General features: G+C 60.4%; 17 protein-coding genes. 13 read left to right on the top strand and 4 right to left on the bottom strand.

The genetic code is table 11. The annotated features are described in order from the left end of the window. Nucleotides 1-1,203: an MATE family efflux transporter gene (locus ACOH1Z_RS07270; RefSeq protein ID WP_449647778.1), complete on the top strand. Its 1,203-nt coding sequence runs from the start codon at nucleotides 1-3 to the stop codon at nucleotides 1,201-1,203. Here the strand turns inward: ACOH1Z_RS07270 and ACOH1Z_RS07265 are convergent. Next, entirely contained in the window at nucleotides 1,200-3,029 is a 1,830-nt protein-coding gene (locus ACOH1Z_RS07265; protein WP_449647777.1) for a right-handed parallel beta-helix repeat-containing protein, read from the bottom strand. The genes ACOH1Z_RS07270 and ACOH1Z_RS07265 overlap by 4 nt on opposite strands. Nucleotides 3,030-3,211: 182 nt before the next feature. Between ACOH1Z_RS07265 and ACOH1Z_RS07260 the strand changes: the two genes are divergently transcribed. From ACOH1Z_RS07260 to ACOH1Z_RS07235, 6 genes are all read left to right on the top strand, one after another. Further along, complete coding sequence (locus tag ACOH1Z_RS07260) at nucleotides 3,212-4,651, top strand: Wzz/FepE/Etk N-terminal domain-containing protein (RefSeq protein ID WP_449647776.1); 1,440 nt, start codon at nucleotides 3,212-3,214, stop codon at nucleotides 4,649-4,651. Next, nucleotides 4,651-5,982 (top strand): O-antigen ligase family protein, encoded by a 1,332-nt coding sequence (locus ACOH1Z_RS07255; RefSeq protein ID WP_449647775.1) that lies wholly within the window; start codon nucleotides 4,651-4,653, stop codon nucleotides 5,980-5,982. The genes ACOH1Z_RS07260 and ACOH1Z_RS07255 overlap by 1 nt, the downstream gene beginning before the upstream one ends. Before the next feature lie 6 nt (nucleotides 5,983-5,988). Continuing rightward, nucleotides 5,989-6,465 (top strand): FAD synthase family protein, encoded by a 477-nt coding sequence (locus ACOH1Z_RS07250; RefSeq protein ID WP_449647774.1) that lies wholly within the window; start codon nucleotides 5,989-5,991, stop codon nucleotides 6,463-6,465. Between the two features lie 111 nt (nucleotides 6,466-6,576). Next, a complete protein-coding gene (locus ACOH1Z_RS07245; RefSeq protein WP_449647773.1) occupies nucleotides 6,577-7,221 on the top strand; it encodes a peroxiredoxin-like family protein in 645 nt (214 codons plus the stop codon). A gap of 89 nt (nucleotides 7,222-7,310) precedes the next feature. Then, nucleotides 7,311-7,499 (top strand): hypothetical protein, encoded by a 189-nt coding sequence (locus ACOH1Z_RS07240; protein ID WP_449647772.1) that lies wholly within the window; start codon nucleotides 7,311-7,313, stop codon nucleotides 7,497-7,499. Between the two features lie 6 nt (nucleotides 7,500-7,505). After that, nucleotides 7,506-8,270, top strand: a complete 765-nt coding sequence (locus ACOH1Z_RS07235; protein WP_449647771.1) for an SGNH/GDSL hydrolase family protein — start codon at nucleotides 7,506-7,508, stop codon at nucleotides 8,268-8,270. A gap of 16 nt (nucleotides 8,271-8,286) precedes the next feature. On the opposite strand, the gene ACOH1Z_RS07230 is transcribed toward ACOH1Z_RS07235, so the two are convergent. Then, a complete protein-coding gene (locus ACOH1Z_RS07230) occupies nucleotides 8,287-8,904 on the bottom strand; it encodes a bifunctional 4-hydroxy-2-oxoglutarate aldolase/2-dehydro-3-deoxy-phosphogluconate aldolase (RefSeq protein ID WP_449647770.1) in 618 nt (205 codons plus the stop codon). Between the two features lie 36 nt (nucleotides 8,905-8,940). Continuing rightward, the gene (locus tag ACOH1Z_RS07225) at nucleotides 8,941-9,831 is read right to left on the bottom strand and encodes a sugar kinase (protein WP_449647769.1); all 891 of its coding nucleotides are present in this window, start codon (nucleotides 9,829-9,831) and stop codon (nucleotides 8,941-8,943) included. Between the two features lie 107 nt (nucleotides 9,832-9,938). On the opposite strand from ACOH1Z_RS07225, the gene ACOH1Z_RS07220 reads away from it, so the two are divergent. Both ACOH1Z_RS07220 and ACOH1Z_RS07215 read left to right on the top strand, forming a co-directional pair. After that, the gene (locus ACOH1Z_RS07220; protein ID WP_449647768.1) at nucleotides 9,939-10,706 is read left to right on the top strand and encodes an IclR family transcriptional regulator; all 768 of its coding nucleotides are present in this window, start codon (nucleotides 9,939-9,941) and stop codon (nucleotides 10,704-10,706) included. A 38-nt stretch (nucleotides 10,707-10,744) separates the two neighbouring features. Beyond that, nucleotides 10,745-10,951 (top strand): hypothetical protein, encoded by a 207-nt coding sequence (locus tag ACOH1Z_RS07215; RefSeq protein ID WP_449647767.1) that lies wholly within the window; start codon nucleotides 10,745-10,747, stop codon nucleotides 10,949-10,951. On the opposite strand, the gene mgrA is transcribed toward ACOH1Z_RS07215, so the two are convergent. Continuing rightward, entirely contained in the window at nucleotides 10,948-11,976 is a 1,029-nt protein-coding gene (gene mgrA / locus ACOH1Z_RS07210; RefSeq protein WP_449647766.1) for an L-glyceraldehyde 3-phosphate reductase, read from the bottom strand. The two genes, ACOH1Z_RS07215 and mgrA, sit on opposite strands and share 4 nt — an antisense overlap. Nucleotides 11,977-12,039: 63 nt before the next feature. Between mgrA and ACOH1Z_RS07205 the strand changes: the two genes are divergently transcribed. The 4 genes from ACOH1Z_RS07205 to ACOH1Z_RS07190 all read left to right on the top strand — a co-directional run bounded on the left by ACOH1Z_RS07205 (nucleotide 12,040) and on the right by ACOH1Z_RS07190 (nucleotide 15,631). Beyond that, nucleotides 12,040-12,747 (top strand): TVP38/TMEM64 family protein, encoded by a 708-nt coding sequence (locus tag ACOH1Z_RS07205; RefSeq protein WP_449647765.1) that lies wholly within the window; start codon nucleotides 12,040-12,042, stop codon nucleotides 12,745-12,747. Nucleotides 12,748-12,821: 74 nt separating this feature from the next. Next, nucleotides 12,822-13,478, top strand: coding sequence for a hypothetical protein (locus ACOH1Z_RS07200; protein WP_449647764.1), 657 nt, complete (start codon nucleotides 12,822-12,824; stop codon nucleotides 13,476-13,478). Between the two features lie 175 nt (nucleotides 13,479-13,653). Beyond that, nucleotides 13,654-14,757, top strand: a complete 1,104-nt coding sequence (locus ACOH1Z_RS07195) for an ABC transporter substrate-binding protein (RefSeq protein ID WP_449647763.1) — start codon at nucleotides 13,654-13,656, stop codon at nucleotides 14,755-14,757. Between the two features lie 73 nt (nucleotides 14,758-14,830). Further along, nucleotides 14,831-15,631 carry an ABC transporter ATP-binding protein gene (locus tag ACOH1Z_RS07190; protein ID WP_449647762.1) on the top strand — a complete coding sequence of 267 codons (801 nt, stop codon included), beginning with the start codon at nucleotides 14,831-14,833 and terminating at the stop codon, nucleotides 15,629-15,631. Nucleotides 15,632-15,637 lie beyond the last annotated feature (6 nt).

Here is a 15,637-nt window from a genome sequence, read left to right as displayed (position 1 = left end):
GTGACTGGCAAACGCACCGCCCTGGGGGCAATCGGATCGCAGGGCATGCAAGCCCTGTCAAGTTTCACGATCCAGGTCATCGTTGCGCGTACTCTCGGCTTCGATGGTCTCGGGGCGTTTGCGATTGCCTACGGCGTGATGGTGCTCGTGGCCGGAGTCGCGAGTGGAATGGTCGGTGACTCTCTGGTGGTTGTGGAGCGTCGCGAACGCAGCATCCGCTCCGCTCTCGAACAGTATGCGGTCGGCATTGCGATACTGGCGGCTCTGGCTTCGTCAGCAGTCGCGTGGGCCTCTGGACTTCTGGATGCTCGAACCGCACTGGTATTTGGAGCGGCCGTCGCGCTCTTCGCTCTCGAAGAAATCATGCGCCGACTTCTCATGGCCGGCTTCGGCTTCTGGCGGGTGATGCTGATCGACTTCGCATCGTTCGCGGTCGCTCTCGCCGTGATTGGCGTCGCCGCCCTGACGGGGCCACTCAGCCTGTTCATCTTTCTCGGAGCTATTGCGATCGGCCAGTTCGCCGCCATCGCCTGTGGTGTCATCCTTCTGCCGACCGAGGAACGCTTCGTCGTTGGCTTCACTCGTGGGGGCATCGCCGCCGTATTCCGCTACGGCATCTGGCGCTCGGGGCAACAGTTTTTGCGCCCGGCCATGCTCACTGCTGTGCGCACGCTCATCACCCTGCTCGCCAGTCTGGCAGCGACAGGACTTCTCGAGGCCGGCCGCGTCTACGTAGCACCAGCGACTCTCGCCGTGAGCGGGCTCAGCTCGTACCTCTTCATCTCATTCGCGAACGATAAAAAGAAACCGCTCGGAGAAAAACTACGCCGGGCCGATCGCTCTGTTCTTGCTCTCGTCGGATTCACGGTGTTGGTCGGAGCAGTCTTGGTTGCCGCGCTGCCCTGGATAGGTGCAGTGCTCTTCGGGACAGCACCCGATCTATTGGCCGTGGTTGGTTGGATTGCCTACACGGCATCTATTGCTGCGGTAACTCCCTACGGCGCTCTTGCCGCCGTCGGTGGGCGGCAAGCCGCAGTGTTCGCGGTGCGCGCGATCGACACGATCGTTGCGATTGGATTCGTGTGGATTGTTCTCGCCGCTGGCGTCGGAGTGCAGTGGGTTCCCGCGGCGCTCGCTGTGGCATCCATTCTGGGCGGGCTTGCCATCAGGTGGTTGATCTTGGTGCCGTTGGTTCGCCGCTAATCCAACGCAGCGGCTACAGCAGGGAACGCCGCAAAGGTTGTGGCGACCCAGGAGGGGATCTCTGGTCGCGATGTCGGCGTACCGTCGTCACGGTCGACTTCTTCGGTTCCGCGAAACTCGACACCGCTGTTCTCTTGGCCCGTGCTGCGCGTGACATCGTCGAGTGAACTGAGCAGAGTCACATCGCCGGGTGCCATTGGCCACGCAATGATCGTTTGAGGATCCCCATCATTGTTGCGGGCAAACAGATTATTTTCGACCGTGATGCCGAAGTCGTCGGCGCTTCGAGTGCGTGAATAGTCTTCGATCCAGATCAGGGCGCGATCCCCGCCCCCAAGCAGAGTGTTCCCGACGATTGTCACGTCAGTTCCCAGCCACGTCATCTCGGGATCATCCATATAGCGTTCATCGTGACCGGGAACGCTCTCGTCACTCTTCACGCGGTGGTCTTGAAGCACCGCGATTGCATTCGTATTACCGACGACCAGATTGTTTCTGATCTCAACACTGCTCGTGTCGTTGATCTTCAGGCCGAGAATGCCATTGTCGGCGATGTAGTTGTCGGCGATCACAGCTCTCGCTGACAGCTCAAGGAACACACCGTGACCGCGGTTGCCGACGAGTTTGCTCCCCGTGACTGCAATGTCACGGCAGGATTGATCGAACCAGAGACCGGTCGCGTTATTGTTCGAGAATTCAGAATTGCTGACAACCACCGTGCGTGTGCGAGTGAGCTTCATCCCTCCCGCTACTGGCGCCCGGTTGAACCACTCGGTGTTGTTGTCGGATGCGTTGAGGCCATTCACGACAAGGCCATCGGCGTAGTTGGCTGCTACCCCGAGCATCCCATTTCTGGTTGACGTCACAGCGTTCAATGTCACCTGTGCCGCGGTGATAAAGATCCCAGTGGTTGCGGACTCCGAGACCACAACATTCTCGAGCGTCACGTTGGGGCGTTCGATCGTCACGGCTCCGTAGTCGGGGACCGAAGGAGAATAGCGACGGATGCCGATGCCTCGGATTACGGTTCCCTCAGCGCGAATGCTGACGGCGCGCTGCAGTTGGCTCGCAAGCACTACGTGACCAGTGGGATCAGCGCCAACGAAAAGCATCCCGCCATCCTCGTCATGAAAAAAGGAGGTCGACGATAGCTCGTCGAGGGTGCCGACCTGCGTAAGCGGTTTGTCATCCCACCACATTTGGTCAGGATGGGCGGCGAGTGGGTGCTTCTCGGTAACAAAGTTCCAGTGCTGTTCAGTATTGTCTTCGGCCCCGCGGGTATAGGTGGGGCTTGAGTCGAAGACGACATTCCACGGGGTCGACCAGTGTGCGCCATCCAGCATCCAGCCTTCGGTCACTTGGCTCCCGTCTAACCAGACGGCTTCTTCGGGGTAGGACTGCACGGTGAGTGGTGTGCCATCCGGGATAGTGACGGTCTCGGTGTACTGGCCTTCACGCAAAACAATTGTCGAGCCAGCGGCGGCTCGCGAGATCGCCGCCTTAATTGTGCGTAGCGGAGATTCTAGGCTGCCGTCACCGTCGTTGTCGCCGGTGGGAGACACATAGAGTGCATCGGCCGGAGGGCTATACGAAGTGGTGCCGATGGCGGCAGCTCCAGCGTCTGTTGCGTTCGACCCAGCATCTGGGTGCGCGCCAACTCCTGCAACGAACGGGATCGGCGGCAGGGGACTCTCGCCCTGCGGAGCAAACTGTGTTGCCGCAAGCGAACCCGCGATGATCGCGGTGGTGACCCCAACGATGATGGTCGCAGTAATGACGCGACGGCGCTGCGAAGACCGCGTGGTGGTCTCTTTCGCAGTGGGCACGGGCACTCCTCACAGTCCGCCGGGCATTGCGGCGCTTTGGCGCTCGCCGTGCTGCGGAACCTAAATCTATCCTCCCAGAATCGCTCGATACCTACTAGGGTAAGGAAAACCCTGATGTGCTTGGTCGGTTCTCTACCCTGACGCCGACTAGTTGTTTCCCCTCCCGACTGGTGGTTCAACTCATGGAAGATTTGAGTTATCTCGAAATTTTCCGGCAGCGATGGCTGGCTATATTTATTGCTGTCGCGGTTGGAGTGGTTTCCGCTGCGCTCATAGCGTTCAGTATCCCGCCGACCTACACCTCTACAGCAACGCTCTTTCTTGTTGTCAACGACGAGAATGCGACTCTCGCAGAGCGTTCCCAGTTCTCCCTGGCACGCGTCAATTCCTATACGGATCTTGTGCGCAGTTCAGACGTATTGCGCCCGGTCATCAACGACCTCGAACTCGATCTCAGCGTGCAAGAACTCTCGCGGATGGTGACAGCGACCAACCCGAACAGCACCGTCAACATCAACATCACGGCGCGCGCGAGTTCAGCGGAGGATGCTGCGACTATCGCCAACGCTGTCGCCGATAGCCTTTCACGGCTCGTCGCGAAGGTCGAAAATTTTGGTACGTTCTCGGTCTCACTTGATCGACTGATTCCTGCTCTCGCTCCGCTCTCGCCAAGCGCACCACAGAAGACGGTGATCCTGGGGCTCGGGCTCCTTTCGGGGCTGGCCGGTGGTGCGATCATTGCGTTGCTCCTCGCACGCTTCGATCGTCGCATTCGCTCTGTCGGCGATGTGCGCCGCACGACAGGGCTCGCAGTGCTCGGCGCGATTCCACGCAATCGGCGAAAGACCGATGTGGGCCATGAACAAACGCGCCTCGCGGAAGCTGCGGCTGAAACGATCGCCAGAATTACTCAGGCGAATGGTGGGGGAGCTCCGCGCATGCTGCTTCTCGTTCCTTCCGGGAAAAAAGCAGACGCTCCCCACGTGCGATTGGCGCTCACTGGCGCCCTAGCAGCGACAGGGCGTCAAACCCTTCTTGTGGAATCCGAGCCGACGACAGACGAATCAAGCCCGCTCGTCGAGTTCGCGGGCGAGCCAGGGCTCGCTGAATTGCTGAGCGAAACGGCAACCGTTACCGACGTCATCCGCATCATCGAATCGGCGGGAAGTTTTGTTGTTCCCGCCGGCAACACTTTGCCGACAGAAGTTCACGCCGGAGCAACGATTCGTGCGGTAGCGACCCAACTTCTTGCGGATGCGGATGTTGTCATTGCCCAGATTGCGCCAGCCGCAAGTCCGGTGAGTATATCGCTCGTGGCGCCCTACGCCGATGTTGCCGTCATCATCGCTCGCTATGACCACACAACCGAAGGCGAATTGACCCAGGCGGTGAGCCAATTGCGCATCACCGGGGTGCGTCCCATCGGTGTGGTGCTCGTCGATGTGCCGCACACTCACCGTCTTGATCTGATGGCGACATGGACCCCAGAAGATTTTGCGGCAAAACCAGCGAAGGCACTCATCACGCCGCGGCGCCGAACGTCGAAGGCTGCGGCCACGAAAGCTGAACCGCCGAAGACTGCACCGACCGCACCCACAACGACAGAGCCGCCGGCGGACTGATGTCTTCCCGGGAGGCTCAGGGCAACAGCGTCATCTCACGCTCCATCATCGGAACGTGGTTTCTCGTTGTCTTGAGTGTGGTCTCCTGGCGTCCGGATGCACTCTTCGATGGAGGGCTCGACGTCGTCGTTGTCGCGAAAGCACTCCTTGCTCTCACCGCCCTCGGCTGCGCCGCCCTGATCTACCGGCGTTCGCCAAACCGAGCACGCGTGGGAGTACGATCAACAATTCTGCTGGTGATTGTTGTGGGACTCTCCTGTCTGGGGGCGCTCGCAAGCGGCGATGTCATGCCGTCGCTCGTGCTGGCCGTGCGCATCCTGCTACTCGGGGCTACAGTCTTCGCGCTGGCCAGTTGTGGGGCGCCGATGGACGTGCTCACGGCACTGCTTATTGCCATGGGCATCCTGACTCTGATTGGGGCAGTAACAGGTATTCCGGGTTTTCTTGCTGAGGGCAGACTCGCTACAGGCATCCCCGCAATGAGGCCAAACGAGCTTGCGGGTCTTGCTGCCCCTCCACTGTTGGGCCTTGCCGTCACGATTGCCCGATCAGGGTTGACCACACGCCGGGCAACACTGCTCGTCACCTTTTCTTCGATTCTGTTGGCGACGGGCTCCCGAACCACTCTTATCGTCGTGGTGATTGCGATGGTTGTCGGAATTCTTTTGGCATGGCCCGTGCCCCATTCCACCGGGATCGCACTCATCTTGCTTGCACCCGTTTCTTATGCCGTTGTCGCGTTCACCAATATCGTCTCCGAGGTTGCGATCCGCGGTCAAGATGTCGAACAGTTGGCAACCCTGAGTTCTCGAACGATTGCTTGGGATGCGGTTTTCAGCATCCCAGTCGACACCTGGCATAAATGGATTGGCGCCGGGTTGGCGGTGAAAACTGTGGAAGTGGACCAACGCTGGTGGGACGTTCAGGTTCTCGATAGCAGTTGGATTTCGATCCTGTCTCAGGCAGGCATTGTTGGCCTGATCGCCGTGAGCGTGTGGGTGCTTCTCACTGTCAGAGACAGCCTGTTGTCTCATGATTTGCGAGTGCTCACCTTCCCATTGCTGGTGCTTTTGCTGTTGCGCAGCGCCCTCGAAAACGGGTTGATCGAATCCAGCGTGATCTTCACTCTTTTCTTTCTCACTTCGCTCGTGCTGGAACGCGGATACCGGTTTCCGTTTGAGCACGCGAGGCCACCGCGCAATGCGCTTGTTCGAGCGCCGCTTTCGCACTCATCTTCCACGGCGGCGCACGCTGCGCCTTCGCCTCCCACCGAGGCACCCTTCGCTGGCGACGGCGAAATCGCACCACCCACCCTGACCCCGACACGGTGAAAACTCATGACACAACGAATTGGATATGCCGCAGGCGCCTACGATCTCTTCCACGTTGGGCACCTCAACATTCTCAGACGAGCCAAAGAACAGTGCGACTACCTCATCGCCGGAGTTGTCTCTGACGAGATGCTCGAATTGACCAAGAACCTTCGCCCCACGATTCCGCTTGCCGAGCGATTGGAAATCGTTCAGAGCATCCGCTTTGTGGATGAAGCGGTGGCCGAGACTGTTCCTGACAAGTTGGAAACGTGGCGCAAAGTCGGCTTCACCACGTTCTTCAAGGGTGATGATTGGCGCGGCACTGAGAAGGGGGAACGCCTCGAACGCGAATTCGCTGCTGTCGGTGTAGAAGTTGTCTACTTTCCGTACACGACCAACACCTCGAGCACGGTGCTGCGGCATGCGCTTGAGATTATCTCGGGGATGTCGGCAAGCGCGGGGGTGTCGGCGAACGCGAGCGGGCACACCCCAAACGCTTAGCAGCCCGGAATAGTGTGGCTCGGTCAGTGGTTCGCCCCAGTGACGACGCGGCAGAGAAACTCCCTGCACGGCATGATGTTTGCCCGCGTCCCGCGACGATTCAGGAGTGACATGACTCTTACCCAGCAGCTCAAAGAACGTGCCGATAGCAGCGCAGCAACAAAGTCTGCCGAAGACAGCGCGACCCTCACCAATTCGGTGACCGAAGTCGAGAAGGCTGGCATCGTCAACAACGCGCTCAAGGTCGGCGACACCGCCCCTGACTTCGAACTGCCGGATGCCGAAGGCACTACGGTGCGCCTCAGCAAACTGCTCGAAAAGGGCCCGGTTACGATCGCGTTCTACCGCGGATCTTGGTGCCCCTACTGCAACCTCGAGCTGAAGGCGTTGCAGGAAATGTTGCCCGAGTTCCGCGCTGCCGGGGCAACCCTGGTCGCGATCTCGCCGCAAACCCCCGACGAATCACTCTCCACCGAAGAGAAGCACAACCTCGAATTTCCAGTGCTGTCCGACGGCGAGCTTGAAGCGATCAACGGCTTCGGACTCCTTCACCCCGTGGATGACCGCACCAAGGTTTACTACGAAAAGGCCGGCTTCGACCTCGTGAAGTCCAACGGTGCGACCGGATGGCAGCTGCCGCTTCCCGCCACCTACGTGATCAAGCAGGATGGCACCATCACGTTCGCGTTTGTGAACGCTGACTACAAGTTGCGCGCCGAGCCCGCGGATGTTGTTGAGGCGCTGAAGGCTCTTTAAGCTCCCGGCCACGCGCTGATTCTTGGCGCGTGGCTGGAGCGATGCTGCCACGTGCCTGCCGCCCTCCGGCTCAGGCGTAGGCTGGCGGGATGATTGAAACTCAAACACTTCTGGACGGCAGTTGGGCTTGGTTTTCTCTCGCCATTGTCACGGCCGGTCTCGCTGAAATGAAGCACCGTCGGCGCTGGGTCTGGTTTGTTCTCGCCCTCATTCTCGGGCCAATCGCGACCGCGCTTGTCGTGATCTGGCGCCGCCCCGATTCCCCCTTCGGAAGGTAACTCTCCATGACTCACCAGTTCTCCAGTTACGTCGCCATCGGAGACAGCTTCACTGAGGGCGTCGGAGATGAACTGCCGGATGGTCGAATTCGAGGTTGGGCAGATCAGGTTGCCCTTGGGCTTGCGCTCGCATCGCCTGAGCCGGTTACCTATGCGAACCTCGCCATCCGTGGACGCCTCCTCGCGCCCATCGCGGGAGGCCAGTTGCAGGCTGCGGTTGCCCTCCGACCTCAGCTGATGAGCCTCAATGGTGGCGGAAACGACATCATGCGCCCCAAGGTTTCGCTGGAATCGATCACCGACCAGCTGCTTGCCGCAGTGGACACGGCGACGGCCAGCGGCATCCATGTTCTGCTGCTGAGTGGTGGCAACCCGAGTAAACATTTGCCATTTGGCGCGGTCATGGCAACGCGTGGTGAGCGTTTGGCGCAGCAAGTCATGGCGCGGGCCTCGAAAGACAACGTGACGTTTGTGAACAATTGGGCCGACGAAGAACTCACCAAGCTGCAGTACTGGTCGGTCGACAAATTGCACCTCAACGCGCGCGGGCACGCTCGGGTTGCAAGCAACGTGTTGTCGGCGCTCGAGATTGCGGTGCCCGACTTTGGCGCTGATGAGGGGCCGGCGGATGACGCTCGCCCCCGCACCGCGGCCTACTGGCGTGAATACGTGCTCCCGTGGGTCGGCCGCCGTCTCACAGGTCGTTCCTCGGGCGACAACCGCGAGCCTAAGAGCGCGACCCTGCAGCCCGTGGAGATCGCGGGGCGCTAGGCAGTTTCGCAAGTCGTTAACTGCGCGCGGCGAGCAGCTCTGCGAGGCGCAGCAACTGGGTCTCGTCGGCGAGGGCCGAACCGACCGCAACAACCTTCGCACCCGCGGTGAGGTATTCGCCGGCGTTGCCGGCATCCATTCCGCCGGTCGCGACGAAACGCATCGCGGGGAACGGTCCGCGCATGGCGCCAAACCAGCTCGTGCCGAGAAGCGACGCGGGGAAGGCTTTCACCCAGGTGAGGCCAGCGGTTTGCGCTGTCTGAACTTCAGTGGCGGTCGCTACGCCCGGCAGCGGCGGCATGCCCGCTTCGAACGAGGCACGAACGACGTCGAGGTCAAAGCCGGGGCTCACGGTGAAGGCCGCTCCGGCATCCGCGGCTTGGCGAACGTGCTCGAGGGTGACGACGGTTCCGGCGCCGACTGACTTGCCGAGCTCCTTGCCGGCAGCAACAACGGCGCGCAGTGCTTCAACATCTTCGTCGCTCTGGATGGGCACTTCTACGGAGTCGATGCCGAGCTCCCACGCGGTGCGCGCGAGGGCAACACTGCGGTCGACGCCGAAGCCGCGAAGGATCGCCATGAGGGGCTGACCGTCAAAGAGTTGGTCGAGGGATTCGTTCGAGATCTGAGCCATGAGCGTGAGCCTTTCAGCGGTGTGGGGGGAGAAAAGTTAGAGCGTGGGGAGGTCGGTTGTGGACTGCAGAACGAGGGCAGCGCGGTCGTGACCAAGGCCCAAGCGCTGTTCCGGAGTGAGTCCGGTGAGGTAACCGCTGAGGTAGCCAGCAGCGAATGCGTCGCCGGCCCCGACTGCCTCGACGACGTCAACTTTGTGGGCGGGCACGAAGACGGTGCCTCCGGCGCTGAACTCTGTCGCGCCGACGTCGCCATCCTTGATGACGAGGATTCCGGGAGCGTCGAGCAGTGCTCGCACTTCTTCCGGCGTTGTCGTGCCCCACAGCACTTCGGCCTCATCGAGACCCACAAGTACGATGTTTGCGCGGCGAGCGAGAGCGAGAAGGGTGGGTGCAGCTTCCTCGACGGGCCAGAGGGCGGCACGGTAGTTGACGTCGAAGCTGACGACGGTGTCGCTCGGCTGCGCACGGTCGAGAACGGAGTCGATCAGCGCCGAGCAGCTTGTCGAGAGTGAAGGGGTGATTCCCGAAATGTGGGTGATGGCGGCCTGCTCGAAGGGAACATCCGAGAGATCGTCGGGCGTCATGGTCGAAGCGGCCGAACCGGCGCGGTGGTAGATGACACCGTTTCCGGGGTCTTTGAAATAGAAACCGGTTGGAGCATCCGTGCTGAATTTCACGAGGCTCGTGTCGACACCGCGCTCGCGGAGTTGGCGCTCTACTCGGCGGCCAAAAGGATCGGAACCGAGATGGCTTGCCCACGCAGCATGATGGCCGAGTGCGGAGAGGTGCACGGCCACATTTGATTCGGCGCCGCCGGTTTCGAGCCGAAACAGCTCGGCGGTTTCGAGGGGCTCGGCGACGGTGGGCGTGATGAGAACCATCGTCTCGCCGATCGCGATGACGTCAGGCTGTTTGTTGGGCTCCACGCCTCCACTATCGACCATATGCGCATTGTGTGCAACACTGTTGCAAATAGTGCAACACGCGCAATTGGTGATTCGGCCGACCTGCGCGGCAATCAGAGGGGCCCCGGATGTCGCAAAGCGTTCGCCGTGCAGCACGCATCATCGATTCGGTTGCCCTTCGCCCGGCAAGCGTCAGTGAGCTCGCCGAAGAGTTCGGGGTGCATCGCTCCACGATGTTCCGTGAGGTGCAATCCCTCGAAGAGGTCGGCTACCTGCGCAAGCGAAAGAGTGGCGAGTATGTGCTCGGCTTGCACCTTATTGCGCTCGCGCACCAGGCATCCGACAGTCTCGATCTTGCTGAAATTGCCCACGATCGACTGGTGAAGCTGCACCGTACTGTCGGCAACACTATCCATTTGGCTGCCGTGGTTGACCACAGCATTGTGTATGTCGACAAGGTCGAAGACACCAGCGGAGTGCGGATGTATTCGCGCATCGGTAGCCCGGTTCGCCCCTACTGCAGCGGTATCGGCAAAGTGATCCTGGCCGACATGCCTGCAGCCGAGCGGGATGCTGTCCTCGCTGGTGTGGTGTGGCAAAAGTTCACCGAAAAGACGCTGACCTCTCGCTCGGAGCTGGATGCCGAACTCTCCACCGTCGCGGCGCAAGGCTGGGCGGTCGACGACGGTGAATTCGAAGACTTCGTGAACTGCATCGCTGTGCCGATCCACGGCCCGGCCGGCGTCGTGGGTGCGCTATCGATCACGGCAATCCGCATGGCGGCTGACCTGAAGGCTCTCAAGGTTCAACTTCCGCTGCTGAACGCTGTCGCCCGCGAAATCTCGGGTGAACTCGGAGCGGCACTTGTTGTGCGGCAAAAGGGCCCCTCGAGTTGAGTGGATTTTTTCTCAGCTAGAGCCCGTAGGGTGAGGCCATGGCAAAGTTCACCCTGTACCTCCATCGTATTGGTGCGTTTGCGGCGAATGTCGCGCAGACATTCCTGCAAACCTATGGCGGAGGCAACGGCGATCCCCAGGCTTTCGACGAGACTGCGGCGCGCAAGCGCGGCTCAGAGTCTGCTGCCGCCCCGGAGTCCGGGGACGGCACAGATGCCGGCTCGGGAGTGCACCGAAAAATCTAGGAAACCGCGCTCGATGCTGCCCACAGGTTGATTCCGGCATCCTTGGCGTGCTCGTCGATCGCGGCCAACTCAGCAGGCTCGAACTCGAGGTTCTGCACGGCGGCCAAGTTCTGCTCGAGCTGAGCGACGCTTGAGGCGCCGATGAGTGCCGAGGTAACGCGGTCGTTGCGCAGCGCCCACGAGATGGCGAGCTGGGCGAGCGACTGTCCGCGTCCGGCAGCGATGTCGTTGAGCGCTTTTACGCGGCCGAGCGTTTCGTCGTTGATCATTCCTGACTTCAACGAGCCACCTTTGGCTGCGCGAGAGTCTGCAGGAATTTCACCGAGGTAGCGATCCGTGAGCAGCCCTTGGGCCAGAGGAGAGAAGGCGATAACGCCCAAGCCGAGCTCGTCCACGGTGTCGAGCAGCCCGTCTTCGATCCAACGGTTGAACATCGAGTAGGAAGGCTGGTGGATGACCAGAGGCGTTCCGAGGTCGTTCATGATTCGCACGGCTTTGCGCGTGAGCTCCGGCGAATAGCTGGAGATGCCCGCATACAGTGCCCGCCCCGAGGTCACCGCCGTGTGCAGGGCGCCCATGGTTTCTTCGAGCGGAGTCTCGGGGTCGGCGCGGTGCGAGTAGAAGATGTCGACGTAGTCGAGGCCAAGCCGATTGAGCGATTGGTCGAGGCTCGCGAGCAAGTACTTGCGCGACCCCATTACGCCGTACGGGCCTGGCCACATGTCGTAACCGGCTTTGCTGGAGATAATCATCTCGTCGCGGTACGGCTGGAAGTCTTCCCGCAGAATCTGGCCGAAGTTTGACTCCGCTGAGCCGGCAGGCGGGCCGTAGTTATTGGCGAGGTCGAAGTGCGTAACCCCAAGATCGAAAGCCCGGCGGATGATGGCGCGCTGAGTCGCGATCGGCTTGTCATCCCCAAAGTTCTGCCACAACCCCAGCGAAACAGCGGGCAGTTTCAGGCCACTGCGCCCAACTCGGCGGTAGGGCATTGGTTCGTAGCGGGATTCATCAGCGACATAGACCATGTGGTTATGTTGCCATAGCTTTCCTGATTACTGAGTTGTGTCGCACGCCTTAGCATTGGTCTAATGACAAAGACCCGCACGTCAACGCTGTGGCGCGGTGGCGTGCTGATTTTTCTTCTCGTGACAGCCGTCACGGTCGCGTTGACGGTGCAACTCCCATCGGTGGATGAAATCCACGAGTGGACCGGTGAAGCAGGAATCTTCGGAATAGCCCTCTTCGTTTCGGGCTATGCGCTTCTCACCCTGACTCCGGTGCCAAAAGGCATCCTCAGCATCGCGGGCGGGGTCGCTTGGGGGCTCTGGATCGGCGCACTTATTGTCTTGATCGGCGCCCTGTTGGGTGCGGCTCTCTCTTTCTGGTTGGGGCGCATCCTGGGTCGAGATGCGATCGAACAATATACGGGCGGTCGGGTGCACGCCCTCGATGAAATGTTGCAGCGCCGTGGCTTGGTGTCGGTAATCGTGCTTCGCCTCATCCCTATCCTGCCGTTCACGCTTATCAACTACGCTGCTGGGCTCACCGCGGTGCGGGTGCGGGACTACGCTCTGGGTACGGTCATCGGGATCATCCCGGGAACAGTCGCCTACGTCGCTGTCGGCGCCTACGGTGCCCAGTTTGACGACGGATTCTTTATTGCGGTTGGTGCCCTCGTTGTACTCACCATCGGCGGGATTGTTGCCGCGTATCGAATGCGCACCGGCAAGCCAACTCCCGAGCGCGAGACCGCTGGGGCCCCAACCGCTACGCAGGTCACGCCAGAAAACATCTGAACGTGATGGTAAACATTCATCACAATTCGAGCGCAGGTCTGTGCAAGAGATATCGGTGGGTCTAACCTGCTGGCATGAAGACACGCAAGAGCGTCGGCGCGGCAGTGACTCGTTCACGCACGCAAGCGGCCACCGCTGCGGCATCCGCAATTCTGCTCACACTCGCGCTAGCGGCCTGTGCGCCTTCTGCGCCGACCGCCACCTCACCAAGCCCGACCCCAGCAACGAGTGCACCTAGCTCGACCCCGCTGCCCACGCCGGAACCCCTCATCATCCCTGGCTGTGAAACTTTGTTGCCTCTGAGTACAGCCAAGAGCATCTTCTCCGATTCCACCGAAGTGCTGAACGACGATGACTCGGTGCCGATCTACGGCTACGAATTGCCTGAGGTCGCTGCGGCCTCGTCGAATGCGTCCATTGCCAAGCACTGCGTGTGGGGCGTTCCTAACTCTGATGGTGGTTTCGGGTTGACCGTCACAGACATCACTGAAGTTGATGCCGAGAACCTCACGACCGCCCTCCTCGCTGCTGGCTTCCTTGGCAGCACCGTCGACGGTGTCACTAAACTCGAACTCTCCGGCGAAAACCTCGTGGGCACCAACGTAGATACTCACTACTTCGTTGGCGACCTGTGGATTCACTCCTCAGGATCAAGCAGTGAACTCACGACGAGCATCGCAGATGGTGCACTCAACGAAGTGCGCGCAGCGAACCCCACTCGCACGTACTAGTTGCGACCGTCGCCGCGCGAACTGTCTACCCCTCCGCATCACGCGTGTTGAAACTCGCCTGCATTCCGCGGCCTCGAAAATTGGCTAGATAAAATTTGCACAGTCAATCTTGATCATGTACGTTTTGTCTAGCCATCCAATGACGGATACGGCCTAGGAAGGAACCTGGATCCAAGTGACTACACCTCTTGATTCCAAGAAATTGCGAGGCTTCGGCATCGCAGGACTCTTGGTAACAGCACTCACGCTCTCCGCCTGCACAGCCCCTGCAGAAGAATCCACGCCCGACGCCGGCGATCTCCTGATATCTCAGGAAGCCTGCGACCGCAATGCCGCGGTGGGCACCATCACCTACATCTCCGGATACGGATACTCGGCCAGCGCTGGTCAGCTCGATGTATTCCTCGCCGAAGAGCTCGGCTACTTCAAGGACCTGTGCCTCGACGTAGAAATCAACGCCTCCGGCGCGAACGGACAACAGCTCGTCTCCTCGGGACAAGCCGAATTCACCGCTCTCGGTTCGGCATCCGATGTCATGCTCGCCGCAGCAAACAGCAAGAACCTCACCGCGGTTGCGACCTACGGCAATACCCCGCCGTTTTCGATCTTCGCCAACGAAAAAATCACGAGCCTCAAGGACCTCGAAGGTGGTTCGCTCGGGTACTTCATCAACCTCACTCCGATCGCATCCGCCATGTTGGATGCCGCTGACGTCGATGTCAGCAAGGTCGAACTGATCAAGATGACCAACTACGACCCCACCGTGGTCACTCGCGGACAGGTCGATGCGATCGTCGGCTACGCCTCGAACCAGCCCGAGAACCTTCGCGCTCAAGGCCTGCCGTTCACTGAGTTCTTCCCGTCGGACGTGGGTGTTGAAGGCACCTACAACGTTATGGAAGTCAATTCTGAGTTCCTCGCAGAGAACCGCGAAGTCGCCGCCGACTTCATGCGCGCATCGCTGCACGCCCTGCAGTTCTGCCTCGACAGCTCCGACGAGTGCATCGACATGATCGCCCAGCTCGCCGAAGACAACGGTCAAGGTTCGGCCTTCCCCCGCGATCAACTCGAACGCACCTGGAATGTGGAATCTCAGTGGGTCAAGGACAGCAACAGCGGTCTCCCTGGATCCCAGACTGCTAATGACTGGGAAGCCGAATACGAACTCGTCAAGAAGTTCGGCAACGTCGACAATCTTCCCGCTATCACCGACATGATGGATGAAACGCTCGTCGCTGATCTCTATGCAGACGGCGAACTGATCTGGCCGGGCAACTAACCCGACCACCCCGCTCGGATGCCGCACCAACCCACCCGGTGCGGCATCCGGCTTCACAACTCAGGGAGTAACTGTGGAAACCGCACAGCCACACGCCGGCGTTCATATTGAGAACGTCTCTAAGAGCTTCGGGCCCGATGGGGCTCGAACGCTCGTGCTCAATAACGTGAGCCTCTCGATAAAGATGGGCGAATTCGTTTCCGTCATCGGCCCGAGTGGCTGTGGCAAGTCCACACTGCTGAAAGCTGTCGCGGGTCTTTTGCCCGTTGACGGCGGCACAGTGATGGTAGACGGGATGACAGTCGCTGCGGCCACGAAGAACAAAATGATTGGTCTTGTTCCTCAGTCGCCGGCGCTGCTCCCCTGGCGGACTGTGCTCGACAATGTGCGACTGCCGATGACGGTGAATCCGAAAGCGAATGCGAACCGCAACCTTCGCGACCCTCGCGAAATTCTGGAGTCGTTCGGGTTGGGTGCCGCGCTCGACAAGTACCCCGGCCAGCTCTCAGGGGGAATGCAGCAGCGCGTCGCCATTGCCCGTGCTTTCGTGTTCGACCCGAGCGTGCTGCTCATGGACGAACCTTTCTCGGCACTCGATGAGATGAACCGTGACGCTCAGCGGCTGGGGCTGCTCGATTTCTGGCAGTCCAACCGCAAGGCCGTCATGTTCGTCACCCACTCGGTGCCTGAGGCGATCATGCTCTCCGACCGCATCGTGGTGATGGGAGCGCATCCAGGCCACATTGCCGAAATCATCGATGTTCCCCTGGCGCGTCCCCGCACGATCGACGTGTACGCGACCGACGAGTTCCGCGACCTTGAAGGTCACGTGCGTCAAACACTCCGCGAAGTGATGGGGCAAAAGAGTGCCTAAGTCACG

The sequence above is a fragment of the Rhodoglobus sp. genome (genome assembly GCF_053580035.1).
The sequence above is the reverse complement of the archived record's forward strand: the minus strand, read 5'-3'. Positions and strand labels throughout refer to the sequence as shown.

What these genes read in the sequence shown, in the direction of transcription:
- ACOH1Z_RS07205 (WP_449647765.1), top strand. Translation starts at nt 12,040, where the DNA reads ATGACAAAGACCCGCACGTCAACGCTGTGGCGCGGTGGCGTGCTGATT.
- ACOH1Z_RS07230 (WP_449647770.1), bottom strand. Translation starts at nt 8,904, where the DNA reads ATGGCTCAGATCTCGAACGAATCCCTCGACCAACTCTTTGACGGTCAG.
- ACOH1Z_RS07250 (WP_449647774.1), top strand. Translation starts at nt 5,989, where the DNA reads ATGACACAACGAATTGGATATGCCGCAGGCGCCTACGATCTCTTCCAC.
- ACOH1Z_RS07240 (WP_449647772.1), top strand. Translation starts at nt 7,311, where the DNA reads ATGATTGAAACTCAAACACTTCTGGACGGCAGTTGGGCTTGGTTTTCT.
- ACOH1Z_RS07255 (WP_449647775.1), top strand. Translation starts at nt 4,651, where the DNA reads ATGTCTTCCCGGGAGGCTCAGGGCAACAGCGTCATCTCACGCTCCATC.
- ACOH1Z_RS07260 (WP_449647776.1), top strand. Translation starts at nt 3,212, where the DNA reads ATGGAAGATTTGAGTTATCTCGAAATTTTCCGGCAGCGATGGCTGGCT.
- ACOH1Z_RS07215 (WP_449647767.1), top strand. Translation starts at nt 10,745, where the DNA reads ATGGCAAAGTTCACCCTGTACCTCCATCGTATTGGTGCGTTTGCGGCG.
- ACOH1Z_RS07200 (WP_449647764.1), top strand. Translation starts at nt 12,822, where the DNA reads ATGAAGACACGCAAGAGCGTCGGCGCGGCAGTGACTCGTTCACGCACG.
- mgrA (WP_449647766.1), bottom strand. Translation starts at nt 11,976, where the DNA reads ATGGTCTATGTCGCTGATGAATCCCGCTACGAACCAATGCCCTACCGC.
- ACOH1Z_RS07235 (WP_449647771.1), top strand. Translation starts at nt 7,506, where the DNA reads ATGACTCACCAGTTCTCCAGTTACGTCGCCATCGGAGACAGCTTCACT.
- ACOH1Z_RS07245 (WP_449647773.1), top strand. Translation starts at nt 6,577, where the DNA reads ATGACTCTTACCCAGCAGCTCAAAGAACGTGCCGATAGCAGCGCAGCA.
- ACOH1Z_RS07220 (WP_449647768.1), top strand. Translation starts at nt 9,939, where the DNA reads ATGTCGCAAAGCGTTCGCCGTGCAGCACGCATCATCGATTCGGTTGCC.